The organism is Mesorhizobium sp. M1396 (assembly GCF_040317725.1).
GTDB lineage: Bacteria > Pseudomonadota > Alphaproteobacteria > Rhizobiales > Rhizobiaceae > Mesorhizobium.
This window is the reverse complement of the sequence record NZ_JAMYLA010000015.1, coordinates 102,501-117,398: the sequence shown is the minus strand read 5'-3', so window position 1 is coordinate 117,398 and position 14,898 is coordinate 102,501. Positions and strand designations below refer to the sequence as shown.

Here is a 14,898-nt window from a genome sequence, read left to right as displayed (position 1 = left end):
ATTGTCCTGCCGGACATTTCTCCCCGTATAGTGACGGGGAGAAAGACGCAGTCATCGGCGCTTTCGCCAATTTTCAACGCCGCAAAATAGGTGCCGAGGGCGCGGCTGCCCTCTTCTCCCCGGTCACTATACGGGGAGAAGGTGCCGGCAGGCGGATGAGGGGCAGCGCCAGCCCTGGGTTCTATGAAATCCCACCCCTGTTCCACCCCCTGCCCCGATCACCGAACATCACATAACCAGCATCCGTCACGGCAACCGTATCTTCCAGCTTGATGAAGCCGCGCGTCGGGTGGAGCATGGTCGTCTCGACCGACAGCACCATGTTCTTCTCTAGCGGCTTGGCCGCATAGGTGCCTTCATAGGTCACCGGATGGTTGGTCATCAGGAACGGCGCTTCGTGCGTGATCAGCCCCATGCCGTGGGCGAAGAAATCCGTGTAGGCCGCGACCTTCGAGGCCTTCAGCACGCCCTCGGCATGCGAAATCATGTCGCCGCCAAGCGTGCCCGCTCTGACCTTTGAGAAGGCTGCTTGCTGCACCGCCTCGACCTCGGCCAGCAAATCCTCGAGTTCAGCGTCCGGTTCGCCGAGAATGCCGATGCGGCAGAGGTCGCCAATATAGCCGTGGTAGTTGCCGCCGGAATCGATCGACAGCACCTCGCCCTTTTTCCATGCCTGCGGCGAGGCGGCGCGGTTGTGGCTGGAGCCCAAAGTCAGCAGGCAATATTCGAAATGCGCGCCGCGATTGGTCTCCTCGCGCCGCAGCTGCTCGATCATCTCGCTCTTGGTCGTGCCTTCGCGCGCCCAGGCGATGGTCGCCAGCATGGAATCGGTGATCAGTTCGGATGCCGTGCGCAGCTTCTCCAGCTCGGCAGCGGTCTTGATGGCGCGCATGCGCTCCAGCATCTCGGTCGCATCGGTCAGCTTGGCGTCCGGTAGCGCTTTGCGGATCAACGTATAGGCGTCCGACGGCAGGAAGCCCGGCTCGATGCCGATGCGCGCACCCGTCTTGCCGATGTTCCGCAGGTGCTCGACGGCGAGATTGGCGGCATCGAGCGTGCCCCAGCAGGCGGCGTGCAGCGTCGGCGTCCAGAACGGGTTGTTCTGATGCTCGCCGCCCTCCATGCGGTTGCCGATATAGGCGGCATGGTCCGGCCCGCCCTTTTCATACACGACGATCGGCAGGTAACGGCTGTGGCCGATCGCATCCATGGCGGCAAAGAAGATGAATTTGTAGCCGCCCAGCAGATACTGCGTGTTGTGCTTGGAGGTCGCCAGCAGCACATCGATGCCGGCCTCTTCCATCAGTTGGTCAACCCGCGCTTGGTCGAACGGGATATTGCCGACCGCATTCTTGCCCGGAGCAATGTTCATCTCTCTCTCCCTGAATTGCCCGGGATCGCCGAAGTTCCGCTCCCGATCCCTTGGCTTTGGATCAAATCTGCACCATTTTGCCCGCTCTGGTCCAGCCAGAAAGAGGCGAAAATAGCACAACTCGATGCCACCATGGCGTCATCTGTCGCATATTCGGTCAATCTGGTCCTACCAGATTGACCGAATAGAGTCGCCTCCGCCAAACTGGTCCAGCGGACGAAAATTTCAAAGCCAAGCGAGGATGCGCCAATTCCGTCTCTGGCGAAACCCTCGGCAAGGCCCATAATCGCCGCCGCGGGGATGCTGGCGGGCTCGCCGGCGTTCGAGGGGTATTGGCGCACCCGGCCGGGTCGCGGAGAGGACGGAGTTCGATCATGTCAGATTTCACGATTTCGAGACGCACGATGCTTGCCGGTTCGGCGATGCTGCTGGCCTCCCCCGCCATACCGACATCCGGCTGGGCCCAGACGCCGAAGAAGGGTGGCCGGCTGGTGCTTGCCGCCGATTCCGAACCACGCAACCTCAACCCGGCGATCGTCGCCTCCAACGGCGTCTTCTTCATCTCCAGCAAGATCGTCGAAACGCTGGCCGAAGCCTCCTTCGACGGCAAGGACGGGCTCGCGCCACGGCTGGCGCTAAGCTGGGAAGGTGCGGCCGACGGGCTCTCCGCGACCTTCAAATTGCGCGACGGCGTCAAATGGCATGACGGCAAGCCGTTCACCTCGGCCGACGTTGCCTTCTCGGCGCTGGAGATCTGGAAGCCGCTGCAGAATCTCGGCCGCACCGTGTTCAAGGATCTGGCCAGCGTCGACACCCCTGACGATCTCACCGCCGTGTTCAAATTTGCCAGGCCGACACCGTTCCAGCTGATCCGTAACGCGCTGCCGGCGCTGAGCAGCGTGGTGCCGAAGCACATATACGAGGTCGGCAAGATCGAGGACAACCCAGCCAACAACGCGCCCATCGGCACCGGGCCGTTCAAATTCGGCGAGTACAAAGCAGGCCAATATTACCGGCTGACGAAGAACACGGATTACTGGGACAAGGACGAGCCCTATCTCGACGAGATCATCTACCAGGTGCTGCCGGATCGCACGTCCGCGGCGAGCGCTCTGGAAGCCGAGGAGATCCAGCTGGCAGCCTTCTCCGCCGTGCCGCTGGCCGATCTAGACCGCATCTCGAAAGTGCCGGGCCTGAAGGTGATCTCGAAGGGCTATGAGGGGCTCACCTACCAGCTCGTCGTCGAGATCAACCATCGCCGCAAGGAACTGGCCGACGTGAAAGTGCGGCAGGCGATCGCGCATGCCATCGACAAGGATTTCGTCGTCAAGACAGTGTTCCTCGGTTACGCCGCAACCGCTACCGGTCCGGTGCCGAAGAACGATCCGCAATTCTACACCGCCGACGTGCCGACCTATCCATTCGACGTCGCCAAGGCCAACACGCTGCTCGACGAAGCCGGGTACAGGAAAGGCCCGGACGGCAAGCGCTTCTCGCTGAAGCTTTTGCCCGCGCCCTACTTCAACGAGACCAAGCAATTCGGCGACTATCTGCGCCAGGCGCTGGCCGCCATCGGCATCGACGCAGAGCTGGTCAACAACGACTCGGCCGGCCACATCAAGGCCGTCTACACCGATCACGCCTTCGACCTCGCCGTCGGCCCGCCGGTGTTCCGTGGCGACCCGGCGATCTCGACCACCATTCTGGTGCAGAGCGGTATTCCCGACGGCGTGCCGTTCTCCAACCAGGGCGGCTACAAGAACGACGCGCTCGATGCCCTCATCGCCAAGGCATCCGAGACGCTCGACACCACTGCCCGCACCGACCTCTACAAGGAGTTCCAGAAGGCGGTAGCTACCGACCTGCCGCTGATCAATGTCGCCGAATGGAGCTTTATCAGCGTCGCCCGCGACACCGTTGGGAATATCGCCAACAACCCGCGTTGGGCGGTGTCGAACTGGGCGGACACGTATCTGGAATCGTGACACAATTGCGCGGATGAGAGTTCGCGGCGAAATCGGTGTCGAGACATGGCCTAAGGCCGCGTTCCTTCACACCGGCATCCTTTTCCCATGACCCGCGCCCTTACCCTGCTCCGCCGTCGCCTCGTCGGCAGTGTCTTCGTGCTGCTGATCGTCGTCGTCGGCACCTTCCTGCTGCTCGAAGCAGCCCCCGGCGATGCGGTAGACGCCTACATCGTCTCGACCGGCGGCGATGCCGGCATGATCGAGCTGTTGCGCCATCGCTGGGGCCTCGACCAGTCGGAGCTGACGCGGTTGGCCAACTATCTCTGGGCGTTGCTGCATTTCGATCTCGGCCAGTCGGTGACTTTCTCCAGGCCGATCCGCGACGTGATCCTGGAACGCCTGCCCAACACGCTGTTGCTGATGGTGAGCGCCACCGCGCTCTCCTTCGGGCTCGGCTCGGCACTCGGCATCTATGCAGGTGCCAGACCGGGCAGTTTCCGTGACCGCTTCCTGTCGATCGGATCGCTGGCGCTCTATGCCGTGCCGGGCTTCTGGCTAGGACTGGTGCTGATCGTCGTCTTTGCCGTCGACCTGCGCTGGCTGCCGATCGGCGGCATCGAAACACTGGCCTCGGACAAGACGGGCCTCGATCGCGCCGCCGACATCGCCGTCCATCTCGCCCTACCGGTCGCGGCGCTAGGCTTCATCTATCTGGCGCTTTATCTGCGCATGATGCGCGCCGGCATGGCCGAGGTCTGGCGCGAGGATTTTGTGCTCGCCGCCCGCGCCAAGGGGCTTTCCCGCCGGCGCATCGTCCTCGCCCACGTCGCCCGCAACGCGCTGCTGCCGCTGGTCACCATGCTGGGCCTGCAATCGGCGCAGATGCTCGGCGGCAGCGTCGTCATCGAGAGCGTCTTTTCCGTGCCTGGCCTCGGCCGGCTGGCGCAGGAGGCAGTCGCCTCCCGCGACACGCCGCTTCTGCTCGGCATTATACTTACCAGCGCCGTGCTGGTCATCGTCATCAACCTTCTCGTCGACATCGCCTATGCCTTCCTCGATCCGCGTGTCGGCGCGAGCGAGACCGGCACATGAGCCAGCCCTGCCGCTTTCTGCGCACGCCCGAGGCGGTTGCCGGCGCCATCCTTCTGGCGGCGCTGATAGCCATGGCATTGTCGGCGTCGCTGCTGTTCCCAGGCGATCCGCAGGCCATCGCCGGCCCGGCGCTGCTGCCGCCATTTCAGGCCTGGTCGTTGCCGCTCGGCACCGACCGGCTCGGCCGCGACGTGCTGGCCGAGCTTTTTCATGGCGCCCGCACATCGCTGGCCGTCGGGCTCGCGGCCGCGGCCGCCGCACTTGTCGTCGGCGCCGTGGTCGGCACGCTGGCCGGCTTTGCCGGCGGCCTCGTCGACGAGGTGCTGATGCGCATCACCGACGCCTTCCAGACGGTGCCGAGCTTCCTGCTGGCGCTGGCCTTCGTCAGCGTCGTCGGGCCTTCACTCGGCATCGTTGTGATCGCCATCGCGCTCGGCACCTGGACCGGACCTGCCAGAGTGGCCCGCGCGGAAGTCCTCTCCATCCGCGAACGTGACTATGTCGCCGGGGCCAGGGTCATCGGCATGCACCCGCTGGCGATCGCCTTTCGCGAGGTGCTGCCCAACGCCTTGCCACCGGTGCTGGCGATGTCGTCGGTGATCGTCGCCGCCGCGATCCTCACCGAAGCGGCCTTGTCTTTCCTCGGCTTGGGCGACCCCAACCGGGTCACCTGGGGCGGCATGATAGCAGAAGGCCGCACTGTTTTGCGCACCGCACCCTTCCTGTCGATCGTTCCGGGCATAGCGTTGGTTCTGACCGTGCTCGGCGTCTATCTCGCCGGTGAAGGCATCGTCGAGACAACGGCAGTCAGGAGAGGCCTTTCGTGACCGCCCTGGCTACGATCCGCGACCTGACGGTGACTTACCGCCGCGACGGCAGCGAGGTGGCGGCACTGAAGAGCGTCAGCCTCGACATCGCCGCTGGCGAACGCCTCGCCATCATCGGCGAAAGCGGCTCGGGCAAGAGCACGCTGGCACTGGCCATTGCCGGACTGCTGCCGGCGAGCGCCAGGATTGGAGGGCGGATCGATTGGTTCTCACATCCACCGCCAAGGTTGGGCACCAAGGCACCCCCCTCTGTCCTGCCGGACATCTCCCCCGCAAGGGGGGAGATTGGCAGCTTCGCCGACAGCTCCCCTTCTGCACCATTGGCGATTGGCGAGGGCCGAGATGAAGGAGCAATCTCCCCCCTTGCGGGGGAGATGTCCGGCAGGACAGAGGGGGGTGCGAAGGATCGCCAGCCTAAAATCGTTCCCCTCGGCGGCCGCGACATCGGCTTCGTCTTCCAGGATCCCTCAGCCAGCCTCGACCCTGTGATGACAATCGGCAAACAGATCGCCGAAGTCGCGCGCACCCATCTCGGCCTCACATGGGCACAAGCGTATGCGAAGGCAAAAAACTTGCTGGAGCGCGTCCGCCTGCCGGACCCGGACTCGGCCTTGCGCGCCTTCCCACATCAACTCTCCGGTGGCCAGAAGCAGCGTGTGGCGATCGCCGCGGCCATCGCGGCCGGTCCGAAATTGCTGATCGCCGACGAGGCGACCAGCGCGCTCGACACCATCGTGCAGGCCGAGATCGTCGCCTTGATCCGGCACCTCGTGGCCGAGGACGGCATGACGCTGCTGTTCATCAGCCACGACATCGCGCTGGCGGCTGAGCTTGCCGAGCGCATCGCCGTTTTCCGTTATGGCCAGCTGGTCGAGCTTGGCACGACGGCGCAGATCATCAATGCATCTAGCCAAGCCTACACACGCGCGCTGCTCGACGCCCATATCGGCCTCGACACCAAGCCGTTGCTGAACCGCGCCGAGCTCCACGCATGAGCCTGCTGACCGCGTCCAACCTCACCAAACGCTACCGTCGCGACAAAAAGGCCATCGCTGCCATCGACGATGTCTCCTTTCACATCGACCCCGGCGAGACGCTGGCGCTGGCCGGGCCCTCCGGCAGCGGCAAGTCGACCATCGCGCGGCTGGTGCTGCGGCTGATCGAGCCGGACGCTGGCCGCATCAACTTCGAAGGCAATAATTTCCTGGCTTTGACTGGCGCGGCGCTGCGAGCGCGTCGCGCACGCCTGCAAATGGTGTTCCAGGATCCACTTGCCGCCTTCAACCCTCGCGCCACGGTGGCACGCGTGCTCGACGATCCCTTGCGCATCCATGGCATCGCTTCCCGCGCCGAGCGCCTGCGGCGCATCGCCGCCTTGCTGGAGCGTGTCGGGCTGACGGCCGACCTTGCCGCCCGCGCCATCCATGAAATCTCCGGTGGCCAGCGGCAGCGCGTCGCCATTGCGCGCGCCATCGCGACGAAACCGTCGCTGATCGTGCTCGACGAAGCGGTGTCGGCGCTCGACGTTTCCGTGCGCGGACAGATCCTCGACCTGTTGCTTGACCTGCAACGCCAGGAACAGATTGCCTATCTCTTCATTTCACATGATCTCGGCATTATCAGCGCCATCGCCCACCGCGTCGTGCTTCTCGACGCCGGGCGGATTGCCGAGAGCGGCGATGCCCGAACCGTCATCGGCGCACCGCAATCGGCCATCGGCAAGGCGCTGGTGGCGGCCGCACCGAGATTGAACCGGACCACACAGGACGCATCATGACCGACCCCGAAGCCAGAGCCGAGAAACTGTCGCGCGAACTCGATTCCGCCTTTCGCAACCGAGCCGATCTGTACCGCCTGTTCCTCGAGGAACTAACCGGAGAGCTGGGCGCCAAAAAGGCCGAAGCGGTCATGATCCGCGCCATCGAACAGCGCGGCAAGGAAGTGGCCGCAGCCGCCTTCGCCGGCTTCGGCCCCAATGACGCACGCGCGATCGGCGAGGCCTTCCTGGCCGTCAGTCCGGATGGCGGCCTGATGTACCCGACCGATGTCGAACGCAGCGATGATCGCATCGCCTTCAAAGTGAAGCGCTGCCCCCTGAAAGACGCCTGGGTCGAGGCTGGGGTCGGCGATGAAAAGCTCACCACGCTCTGCCGTATTGCCGGCGCCTTTGACCGCGGCCTGTTCGAGGCGACCGGCGTTCGTTTCGACAATGTCACCTGGACACCGGGCCACGGCTCCGGCTGCTGTCATATCGCGCTGACAGACAGGGCCAGCACAGATGATGGACACACCTCACCGAACTGAAGGGCATTGGCGACGCCGACGCCGTTTGGAAGGAAGCCGGACAAGGTGACAGCGGGCTCCTTCCTTGCTCTGATCGAGCAAACGAATCGGCGGCCGGCGCCTCATTGAGGAAATACTACGATGCATGTCGTGACATTGCTGAAAGCGGACATGTTCGACGTCGAGATCGACGGCAAGCCGGCTTCGATCACGGACGCCTTGCCGAACTGGAACCCGCATGACCGTTTCGGGCTGGTAATCGACGATGCGCTTGGCGGCATCGGCGCGACCCATCTGCTGCAGATCGCCATCACCTCGTTCTACGACGTCAAGCCGAGCCGTCGCACCGAGCTGACGGTCTACCCGGAAATCTATGCCTTCCATATCGGCAAGGGCCATGGCGCGCACGCGCCTTATGATTTCTGGCCGGCCCGGCGCGAAGTCATCACCTCGCTCGATCATCGCGAGGTGCTCGACGCCATCAATGATCGCGGAATCACCCGGCTGGCCGTCCCCGATCGCCAGCCGCGCGAGGTCGTGCACCGGCCGAAGGAAGTCGACGCGGCGCTCGACCGCATCGCCTCGGCATTCGTCTACAGCCCGTCAGGCCGGGTATCGGATTCCGACCTCGCCATTTCAGGCAACGACAGGCGAACTGAATACAATCCCAACAGCGCCTTGCGGCCTCGCTACACCGACAGCCGGCCGGCTTCGGTTTCGACGGCGGCTAAGCCGGTCAAGGAAGTCGATCCGTCCTATCAGGAGTGGCTCCGCAAGCGCGAGCACGACCTGACCAGCGAGGAACGCGCCTTCGTTGAACGCCGCCGCGAGGCGCTGAGACAAGACGGCCTCGTCACCGAGACCTACCGGCGCGTCGGCGTCCGCGAAGCCTTGGCGCGCCTGGCGTCGGCCGGCCTCGATTGAGACCCGGCCGACGCCTGTTCGATCAATAGCCGACGGTGAAGCGCTGCCGGACATGGGCAGGCTTCTCGATCTCGTCGACCATGACGATGGCGTAGTCCTCGAAGGAAATGCTGCTGCCGTTGGCCGAGGCGAGAAGCGTGTCCTTGCCGAGACGGAATGTGCCGGTGCGCTCGCCCGGACTGAACACGGCGGATGGCGACAGGAACGTCCAGTCGAGATCGTCAACGGTCTTCAGTTTGTCGAGGAAGTCGGCACCCTTCTGCGCTTCGGCCTTGTAGATATCAGGGAATTCGGGGGTATCGACCAACCGCTTGCCGGGCGCGACTTCGAGACTGCCGGCGCCGCCGACGATGAGATAGCGCTTCACGCCGGAGGCACGCACGGCGGCAATCAGCGTGTCGGCGTCGCTGTCGAGAAAATGCACCGAACTGATCACCACATCATGGCCGCGGATCAGCTCAGCGAGACCTTCCTTATCGAAAATATCGCCCTTCCTAGCGGTCACACCCGGGAGGGCGGCGATCTTTTCCGGGTTGCGCGCAATTCCGGTGACCGTGTGGCCACGATCGGAGAGTTCTTTGAGAAGGCGCGAGCCGACCGCGCCGGATGCACCAATGAGAGCGACTTTTGCCATGTCTTTTCAGTTTCCTTGTTGAAGGTTTGCTGGGGATCACGCCGCCGCGATATGGGCGACGAGATTGTCGAAGCTGCCGAACAGCGCGTTCGAGCCGATGAGCCGGGGCGCATCGTTGCGGATGACCGCCAGCGAAGGCACGCCATCGGCATGCAGGCGCTGGAACAGCGAGCGGCCTCGGCCGACCAACTCGCGGTGCGCCGTCAGCAATGTCTCGGTCGGCGCCTTAAGCATCTCGGCGGCGTCTGCCATGCCGGCGGCGGCGAGCACCTCGGCCATACCGCCGATCGTGACGACGTCGCGTCCTTCCACGTAGCGCGCCCGCTGAATCGCCTTCAACGCGGCAAGCCGGCGGCTGGGATCTTCCAGGCCGGCGGCGCTGACGCCGAGCGTGGCGGCGTGCGAGTCGAGCAGGGTCCCGCTGATATCGAGGACATTGTGCCGGTAGGCCGGCGTGAACGATTGTCCGGTGAGCCGCTCTATGCGCTGATCGTTGGCCCAGGCGTGCGCCGCAAAACCTTCATCCATCGGACGCGCGCCAGCACCGGAGAACAGGCCGGTTGGCAGCAGCTCGACGCGCAGGCCGCTGGCCAACAGTCTGTCGAGCATCGGGGTGGCGCCATAGCACCAGCCGCAGAGCGGATCAAAAAGATAGGTCACTTCTGAGTTGCTCATAATCGCTGCTATCCCTGGTCTGGCTGCCGGCTTCGTCGAATGGCTTGGCTCACATGTGGCAGACGGCGGTCTTGCGAAAAATAGCCCTCAATAATACAAACTGTCTGATCCAATCAGACAAAGGCTGCCACCTTGGCCGAACTTCTGAACCTCAACCGGCTGGCCTACTTCACCACGGTGATGGAAACCGGCTCGTTCACCGCGGCTGCCGACCGGCTCGGCGTCGCCAAGGCCGTGGTCAGCCATCAGATCGGCAAGCTCGAGGAGGAACTGGGCGCAACGCTGCTGCAACGCACGACACGGCGTGTCACGCCGACCGAAGAGGGCCGCCTGTTCTATGACCGCGCGATGATCATCCTGCGGGAAGCGGAGGCGGCCTATGGGGAAATCTCGCGCGGAGCCGTCGAACCGAGCGGAGCGCTGCGACTGACCGCGCCCCTCGACTACGGCACCAAGATCGTGGCCCCGGTCATGGCGGCCTATCTCAGAACCTATCCGCATATACGCGTCGAGGCGATCTTCGACGATGCGGTAAGCAATCTGGTGGACGAGCAGATCGATCTCGGCATCCGCGTCGGCTGGCTCACCGATTCCTCGAACCAGGCGCGGCGCCTGGGCACGATAAGGCAGACCGTGGTGGCGAGCCCTGGCTTCGCGGCAACCCTGCCTCCCGACGTGACGCCGCGCCAGGCAAGATCGCTGGCCTGGGTCGGCAACGCACAACTACGCGGCATCGGCCAATGGCTGTTTTCCAGGGATGGTGAAACGGTGCTGACCGAACTCAATCCGATCGTCATGTGCGACAAGAGCCCCGCCGCTCTGGCTTGCGTGCTCGCCGGCATCGGGCTTGGCGTGTTCCCGGATTACAGCGTCGGCGACGATATCGCCGAAGGGCGGCTGGTGCCGGTGTTTGCCGACTGGAGTTTGCCGACCGGCGGCATCCACGCCGTCTTTCCACCGGCCCGGTTCCGGCCCGCCAAGGTGCGCGCCTTCGTCGATCTGCTCGCGGCCGCCGAGAAAAGGCGATCGCGCGGCGTTGCCCTGGCTTGAAGCCGACGGCTGTCAGCGAGACTCCTGCAGGATCATCTCGGATGCCTTTTCCGCGATCATGACGACCGGAGAGTTGGTGTTGCCCGAAACGATTGTCGGCATGATCGAGGCATCGACCACGCGCAGCCCGGCAAGTCCGTGAACACGCAGGCCGTCGTCGACCACCGCCATCGAGTCCGACCCCATCTTGCAGGTGCCGACGGGGTGGAAGATCGTCGTGCCGATATCGCCGGCCTTGCGGATGAGGTCCTCGTCGCTGTCATATTGCGCGCCGGGCAGCATCTCTTCCGGCGCAAAGCGCGCCACGGCCCAGGCCTTCATCAGACTGCGGACATGGCGCAGCGAAGCGATGGCCACTCTGCGGTCTCCCTCGGTGGAAAGATAGTTCGGCCGGATCTTCGCCGCCTCATGCGGGTCGGACGATTCCATATGCACGGTACCCCGGCTTTCCGGCCGCAGATTGCAGACCGACACGGTGACCGCTGGAAACCGATGCAGCGGCTCGCCCAGACGGTCGGTGCTCAGCGGCTGCACATGATATTCGAGATCAGGTGTTTCGAGGCGCGGATCGCTCCTGGCAAAGATGCCGAGCTGGCTTGGCGCCATCGACAGCGGCCCGCTGCGCTTGAGCGCGTATTCCAGCCCCATCGACGCACGGCTGACCGGATTGTGGTAGCGCTGGTTGAGCGTTGCAGTATTGGCGACTTTGAAGACGGTGCGGATCTGCAAATGGTCCTGCAGGTTTTCACCGACGCCTGGCAAGGCGTGATAAACATCCACGCCGATGCTTGAAAGCAGGTCGGGGCGGCCTACCCCCGACAGTTCGAGCAGCTTCGGCGAGTTGATGGCGCCGGCGGCGAGAATGGTCTGGCCGGCTGACACGCGATGCAGGCCACCGTCTTTTCGGAAGACCAGTCCGGTTGCGCGCCGGCCTTCGAATTCGAGCCGCATGGTCTCCGCGCCGAGCACCACGCGCAGGTTCTTGCGCGCCGCTATGCCGCGCAAGAACGCCTTCGAGGTGTTCCAGCGCACGCCCTTCCTCTGGTTGACCTCGAAATAACCCGAGCCTTCATTGGTGCCGGTGTTGAAGTCATCGGTGCGCGGAATGCCGAGTTCCTCGGCCGCGTCCCGGAATGCGTCGAGGATCGGCCATGACAGGCGCTGCCGTTCGACCCGCCACTCGCCGCCGCTTCCGTGCATGACGCCCTTGCCGCCGTGATAATCTTCCGATTTGAGGAAGTAAGGCAGGACGTCGTCCCAGCCCCAGCCGGCATTGCCGGCTTGACGCCAGCCATCATAGTCGGCTGCCTGGCCGCGCATGTAGATCATGCCGTTGATCGATGAACAGCCGCCAAGCACCTTGCCGCGCGGATAGTTGAGGCTGCGTCCGTTGAGACCGGCTTCCGGCTCGGTCTTCATCATCCAGTCGGTCCGCGGGTTGCCCATGCAGAAGAGGTAGCCGATCGGGATATCGACCCAGTGATAACGGTCGCTGCCGCCGGCTTCGAGCAACAGCACACTGTTGCGCGGATCGGCGGAGAGCCGGTTGGCGAGCACGCAGCCGGCGGAGCCGGCACCGACGATGACGTAATCATAACTGCCGAACGGGGACGGTGAAGCTTCGCTCACGTGCGTGCCTGCTGTGCGGCGATGCGCTCCCACATCGGGGTCATCGCCTGGTTGATCTCGCCGTAGAGTCGATACCGCCGTGCGTATGCGTCGGCAACCGCCTCGTCAGGCACAAAGTGTCGGGCGGCGGCCGTCATGGCGGCCGCACCGGCGCTGTAGTCAACGAATATGCCAACACCGGTGCCCGCCGCGATCGCCGCCCCCCAGGGCTCCGGTTTCGCGGCTGCGCGCCACGGTAACGGGAACGCCGAGCACATCGGCGAAGATCTTCGGCCACACGCTGCTGCGCGAGCCGCCGCCAGACAGCACCACGCTGTCGAATTCGGCGCCTGCCCGATGCAAGGTCTCGACATGGCGCTTGTGCTCGAAGGCGACGCCCTTGAACAGTGCACGCGGCAGATGTGCCCGGCCGTGCCAGCCGGCGATACCGTAGAAGCCGGCGCGCGCATGGCCATTCGGCCATTCCGCTGCGAGCAGTACAGGAAGGGATGATAGATCGGAATGTCGCCGTTCGGATCGACGGAAGCGACGAGTTCGCTGCACAATTCGAACGGCAAGGCCCTCTCGCGTTTGGCGGCGAAGCGGAGACGGAATGTTGGCGGGACGTTCGCGGTGAGCTGATCGCCGGCCGCGCCTTCATAGTCTGGCGCCCGGTCTCATGTTGGTGACGTCTGCTCGGCTTGCAGCGTGACGCTCTCTCCATGTCGTTAGGAATCCTGCGTTGGGCGGCAGGGCGACGCACGGACGAGCATAAGCCGTTTCCGGTCAGCGACATGGGGATTGATCATGAAGGCTTTCCGGCCGGCTCGTTCCGAGAAGCCCCAAACGCGAACGGCCCGCATTGAGCGGGCCGTTTGATTGTTGGATTTGGTTGCGGGGACAGGATTTGAACCTGTGACCTTCAGGTTATGAGCCTGACGAGCTACCGGGCTGCTCCACCCCGCGTCAACCTTGGCTGTAAGCGCAAGCCTACGAATAGGATGGCCTACAAATAGGTATATGGCTCGCCAAATGAAAGGGCCGCTTGCGCGGCCCGGGCTTCCCTTGGCGGGCCTTATGCATGTCGCCCAAAGTGCTTGGCGGTTTTGGGGCAACGACATGCATCAACAAAAGTAAGGAGAAGATTTCCCTGCATCCGATTTGGATGTGAGATCAACGTGCGTTTAGCAGACCTGGCAGCGACCTACTCTCCCGCGTCTTGAGACGAAGTACCATCAGCGCTGGAGCGTTTCACGGCCGAGTTCGGAATGGGATCGGGTGCAGCCGCTCCGCCATAACCACCAGGTCGGCAAAACGCACGTTGTTCGAGAAGCTGAGTTAGGGATTAGGCAGTAGGGAATAGTGAGTAGGAGATACCTGCTCGCTATAAGCATGCGCCATTTGCCCGTCTTTCCGTGCCAAGGCGACGTTTTCTACAGGGCGCTTCGGGCATAAGCCCGCAAGCGCGACTGCGCGTCGCCGGTTTTCCGGCGCCCTCGCGGAGCATAGGCCCCGGAGGGGCCGCTCATGCGTGAGCGCTGGTAAGACCATTTGACTTCGTCAAATGGGCATAAGGAATGAGAACGATCAAGCCGATCGAACTATTAGTACCGGTAAGCTTCAAGCGTTGCCGCTCTTCCACACCCGGCCTATCAACGTGGTCGTCTTCCACGGTTCTCAGGGAATACTCGTTTTAAGGTGGGTTTCCCGCTTAGATGCCTTCAGCGGTTATCCCGTCCGGATATAGCTACCCTGCTATGCGGCTGGCGCCACAACAGGTCCACCAGAGATCCGTCCATCCCGGTCCTCTCGTACTAGGGACAGATCCTTTCAATATTCCTACACCCACGGCAGATAGGGACCGAACTGTCTCACGACGTTCTGAACCCAACTCACGTACCGCTTTAAATGGCGAACAGCCATACCCTTGGGACCTGCTCCAGCCCCAGGATGCGATGAGTCGACATCGAGGTGCCAAACAACCCCGTCGATATGGACTCTTGGGGGTCATCAGCCTGTTATCCCCGGCGTACCTTTTATCCGTTGAGCGATGGCCCTTCCACGCGGGACCACCGGATCACTATGACCGACTTTCGTCTCTGCTCGACTTGTCAGTCTCGCAGTCAGGCAGGCTTATGCCATTGCACTCAGCGAACGATTTCCGACCGTTCTGAGCCCACCATCGCGCGCCTCCGTTACTCTTTAGGAGGCGACCGCCCCAGTCAAACTACCCACCATACATTGTCCCGGACCCGGATAACGGGCCGCGGTTAGACATCCATAGTAATAAGGGTGGTATTTCAAGGGTGGCTCCACCTGAGCTGGCGCCCAGGTTTCAAAGCCTACCACCTATCCTACACATGCCACTACGAATGCCAATGTAAAGCTATAGTAAAGGTGCACGGGGTCTTTCCGTCTAACCGCAGGAACCCCGCATCTTCACGGGGAATTCAATTTCACTGAGTC

General features: G+C 63.4%; 12 protein-coding genes, 1 tRNA gene, 2 rRNA genes and 1 pseudogene (1 of these 16 cut by a window edge). 8 read left to right on the top strand and 8 right to left on the bottom strand.

Features of this window, described 5'->3' with window-relative positions; genetic code table 11:
- Nucleotides 1-181 precede the first annotated feature (181 nt).
- Nucleotides 182-1,372, bottom strand: coding sequence for a M24 family metallopeptidase (locus NKH02_RS12535; protein WP_352879079.1), 1,191 nt, complete (start codon nucleotides 1,370-1,372; stop codon nucleotides 182-184).
- 374 nt (nucleotides 1,373-1,746) lie between these two features.
- Here NKH02_RS12535 and NKH02_RS12530 point away from each other — a divergent pair, with 374 nt between their 5' ends.
- The 7 genes from NKH02_RS12530 to NKH02_RS12500 all read left to right on the top strand — a co-directional run bounded on the left by NKH02_RS12530 (nucleotide 1,747) and on the right by NKH02_RS12500 (nucleotide 8,465).
- Nucleotides 1,747-3,357, top strand: a complete 1,611-nt coding sequence (locus NKH02_RS12530) for an ABC transporter substrate-binding protein (protein ID WP_352879077.1) — start codon at nucleotides 1,747-1,749, stop codon at nucleotides 3,355-3,357.
- An 87-nt stretch (nucleotides 3,358-3,444) separates the two neighbouring features.
- Nucleotides 3,445-4,431: an ABC transporter permease gene (locus NKH02_RS12525; RefSeq protein ID WP_352879074.1), complete on the top strand. Its 987-nt coding sequence runs from the start codon at nucleotides 3,445-3,447 to the stop codon at nucleotides 4,429-4,431.
- A complete protein-coding gene (locus tag NKH02_RS12520) occupies nucleotides 4,428-5,258 on the top strand; it encodes an ABC transporter permease (RefSeq protein WP_352879072.1) in 831 nt (276 codons plus the stop codon). Before NKH02_RS12525 ends, NKH02_RS12520 begins: the two co-directional genes overlap by 4 nt.
- A complete protein-coding gene (locus tag NKH02_RS12515) occupies nucleotides 5,255-6,253 on the top strand; it encodes an ABC transporter ATP-binding protein (RefSeq protein ID WP_352879069.1) in 999 nt (332 codons plus the stop codon). Before NKH02_RS12520 ends, NKH02_RS12515 begins: the two co-directional genes overlap by 4 nt.
- Entirely contained in the window at nucleotides 6,250-7,035 is a 786-nt protein-coding gene (locus tag NKH02_RS12510) for an ATP-binding cassette domain-containing protein (RefSeq protein ID WP_352879068.1), read from the top strand. Before NKH02_RS12515 ends, NKH02_RS12510 begins: the two co-directional genes overlap by 4 nt.
- Complete coding sequence (locus NKH02_RS12505; protein ID WP_352867747.1) at nucleotides 7,032-7,562, top strand: L-2-amino-thiazoline-4-carboxylic acid hydrolase; 531 nt, start codon at nucleotides 7,032-7,034, stop codon at nucleotides 7,560-7,562. The genes NKH02_RS12510 and NKH02_RS12505 overlap by 4 nt, the downstream gene beginning before the upstream one ends.
- A gap of 120 nt (nucleotides 7,563-7,682) precedes the next feature.
- Nucleotides 7,683-8,465 carry a hypothetical protein gene (locus NKH02_RS12500; protein ID WP_352867749.1) on the top strand — a complete coding sequence of 261 codons (783 nt, stop codon included), beginning with the start codon at nucleotides 7,683-7,685 and terminating at the stop codon, nucleotides 8,463-8,465.
- A gap of 22 nt (nucleotides 8,466-8,487) precedes the next feature.
- Here NKH02_RS12500 and NKH02_RS12495 read toward each other — a convergent pair whose 3' ends face one another.
- Together NKH02_RS12495 and NKH02_RS12490 are read right to left on the bottom strand one after the other, a co-directional pair.
- Nucleotides 8,488-9,099, bottom strand: coding sequence for an NAD(P)-dependent oxidoreductase (locus tag NKH02_RS12495; protein ID WP_352879065.1), 612 nt, complete (start codon nucleotides 9,097-9,099; stop codon nucleotides 8,488-8,490).
- Nucleotides 9,100-9,135: 36 nt separating this feature from the next.
- Complete coding sequence (locus NKH02_RS12490) at nucleotides 9,136-9,774, bottom strand: DsbA family protein (protein WP_352879063.1); 639 nt, start codon at nucleotides 9,772-9,774, stop codon at nucleotides 9,136-9,138.
- A 132-nt stretch (nucleotides 9,775-9,906) separates the two neighbouring features.
- Here NKH02_RS12490 and NKH02_RS12485 point away from each other — a divergent pair, with 132 nt between their 5' ends.
- Nucleotides 9,907-10,824, top strand: coding sequence for a LysR family transcriptional regulator (locus tag NKH02_RS12485; protein WP_352879061.1), 918 nt, complete (start codon nucleotides 9,907-9,909; stop codon nucleotides 10,822-10,824).
- Between the two features lie 12 nt (nucleotides 10,825-10,836).
- On the opposite strand, the gene NKH02_RS12480 is transcribed toward NKH02_RS12485, so the two are convergent.
- The 5 genes and pseudogenes from NKH02_RS12480 to NKH02_RS12460 all read right to left on the bottom strand — a co-directional run.
- Complete coding sequence (locus tag NKH02_RS12480) at nucleotides 10,837-12,453, bottom strand: GMC family oxidoreductase (protein WP_352879059.1); 1,617 nt, start codon at nucleotides 12,451-12,453, stop codon at nucleotides 10,837-10,839.
- Nucleotides 12,450-13,007, bottom strand: a pseudogene (locus tag NKH02_RS12475) (FGGY-family carbohydrate kinase); the annotation flags it as partial. The pseudogene NKH02_RS12475 and the gene NKH02_RS12480, both read right to left, overlap by 4 nt.
- A gap of 314 nt (nucleotides 13,008-13,321) precedes the next feature.
- Nucleotides 13,322-13,398, bottom strand: a tRNA-Met gene (locus tag NKH02_RS12470).
- 225 nt (nucleotides 13,399-13,623) lie between these two features.
- Nucleotides 13,624-13,738: ribosomal RNA gene (gene rrf, locus NKH02_RS12465) — 5S ribosomal RNA — on the bottom strand.
- Between the two features lie 277 nt (nucleotides 13,739-14,015).
- A 23S ribosomal RNA gene (locus tag NKH02_RS12460) occupies nucleotides 14,016-14,898 on the bottom strand (it continues 1,939 nt past the right edge of the window).

Excerpts from the sequence above, each read along its gene's own strand:
- NKH02_RS12535 (WP_352879079.1), bottom strand. The coding sequence starts at position 1,372 with ATGAACATTGCTCCGGGCAAGAATGCGGTCGGCAATATCCCGTTCGAC.
- NKH02_RS12530 (WP_352879077.1), top strand. The coding sequence starts at position 1,747 with ATGTCAGATTTCACGATTTCGAGACGCACGATGCTTGCCGGTTCGGCG.
- NKH02_RS12525 (WP_352879074.1), top strand. The coding sequence starts at position 3,445 with ATGACCCGCGCCCTTACCCTGCTCCGCCGTCGCCTCGTCGGCAGTGTC.
- NKH02_RS12520 (WP_352879072.1), top strand. The coding sequence starts at position 4,428 with ATGAGCCAGCCCTGCCGCTTTCTGCGCACGCCCGAGGCGGTTGCCGGC.
- NKH02_RS12510 (WP_352879068.1), top strand. The coding sequence starts at position 6,250 with ATGAGCCTGCTGACCGCGTCCAACCTCACCAAACGCTACCGTCGCGAC.
- NKH02_RS12505 (WP_352867747.1), top strand. The coding sequence starts at position 7,032 with ATGACCGACCCCGAAGCCAGAGCCGAGAAACTGTCGCGCGAACTCGAT.
- NKH02_RS12500 (WP_352867749.1), top strand. The coding sequence starts at position 7,683 with ATGCATGTCGTGACATTGCTGAAAGCGGACATGTTCGACGTCGAGATC.
- NKH02_RS12495 (WP_352879065.1), bottom strand. The coding sequence starts at position 9,099 with ATGGCAAAAGTCGCTCTCATTGGTGCATCCGGCGCGGTCGGCTCGCGC.
- NKH02_RS12490 (WP_352879063.1), bottom strand. The coding sequence starts at position 9,774 with ATGAGCAACTCAGAAGTGACCTATCTTTTTGATCCGCTCTGCGGCTGG.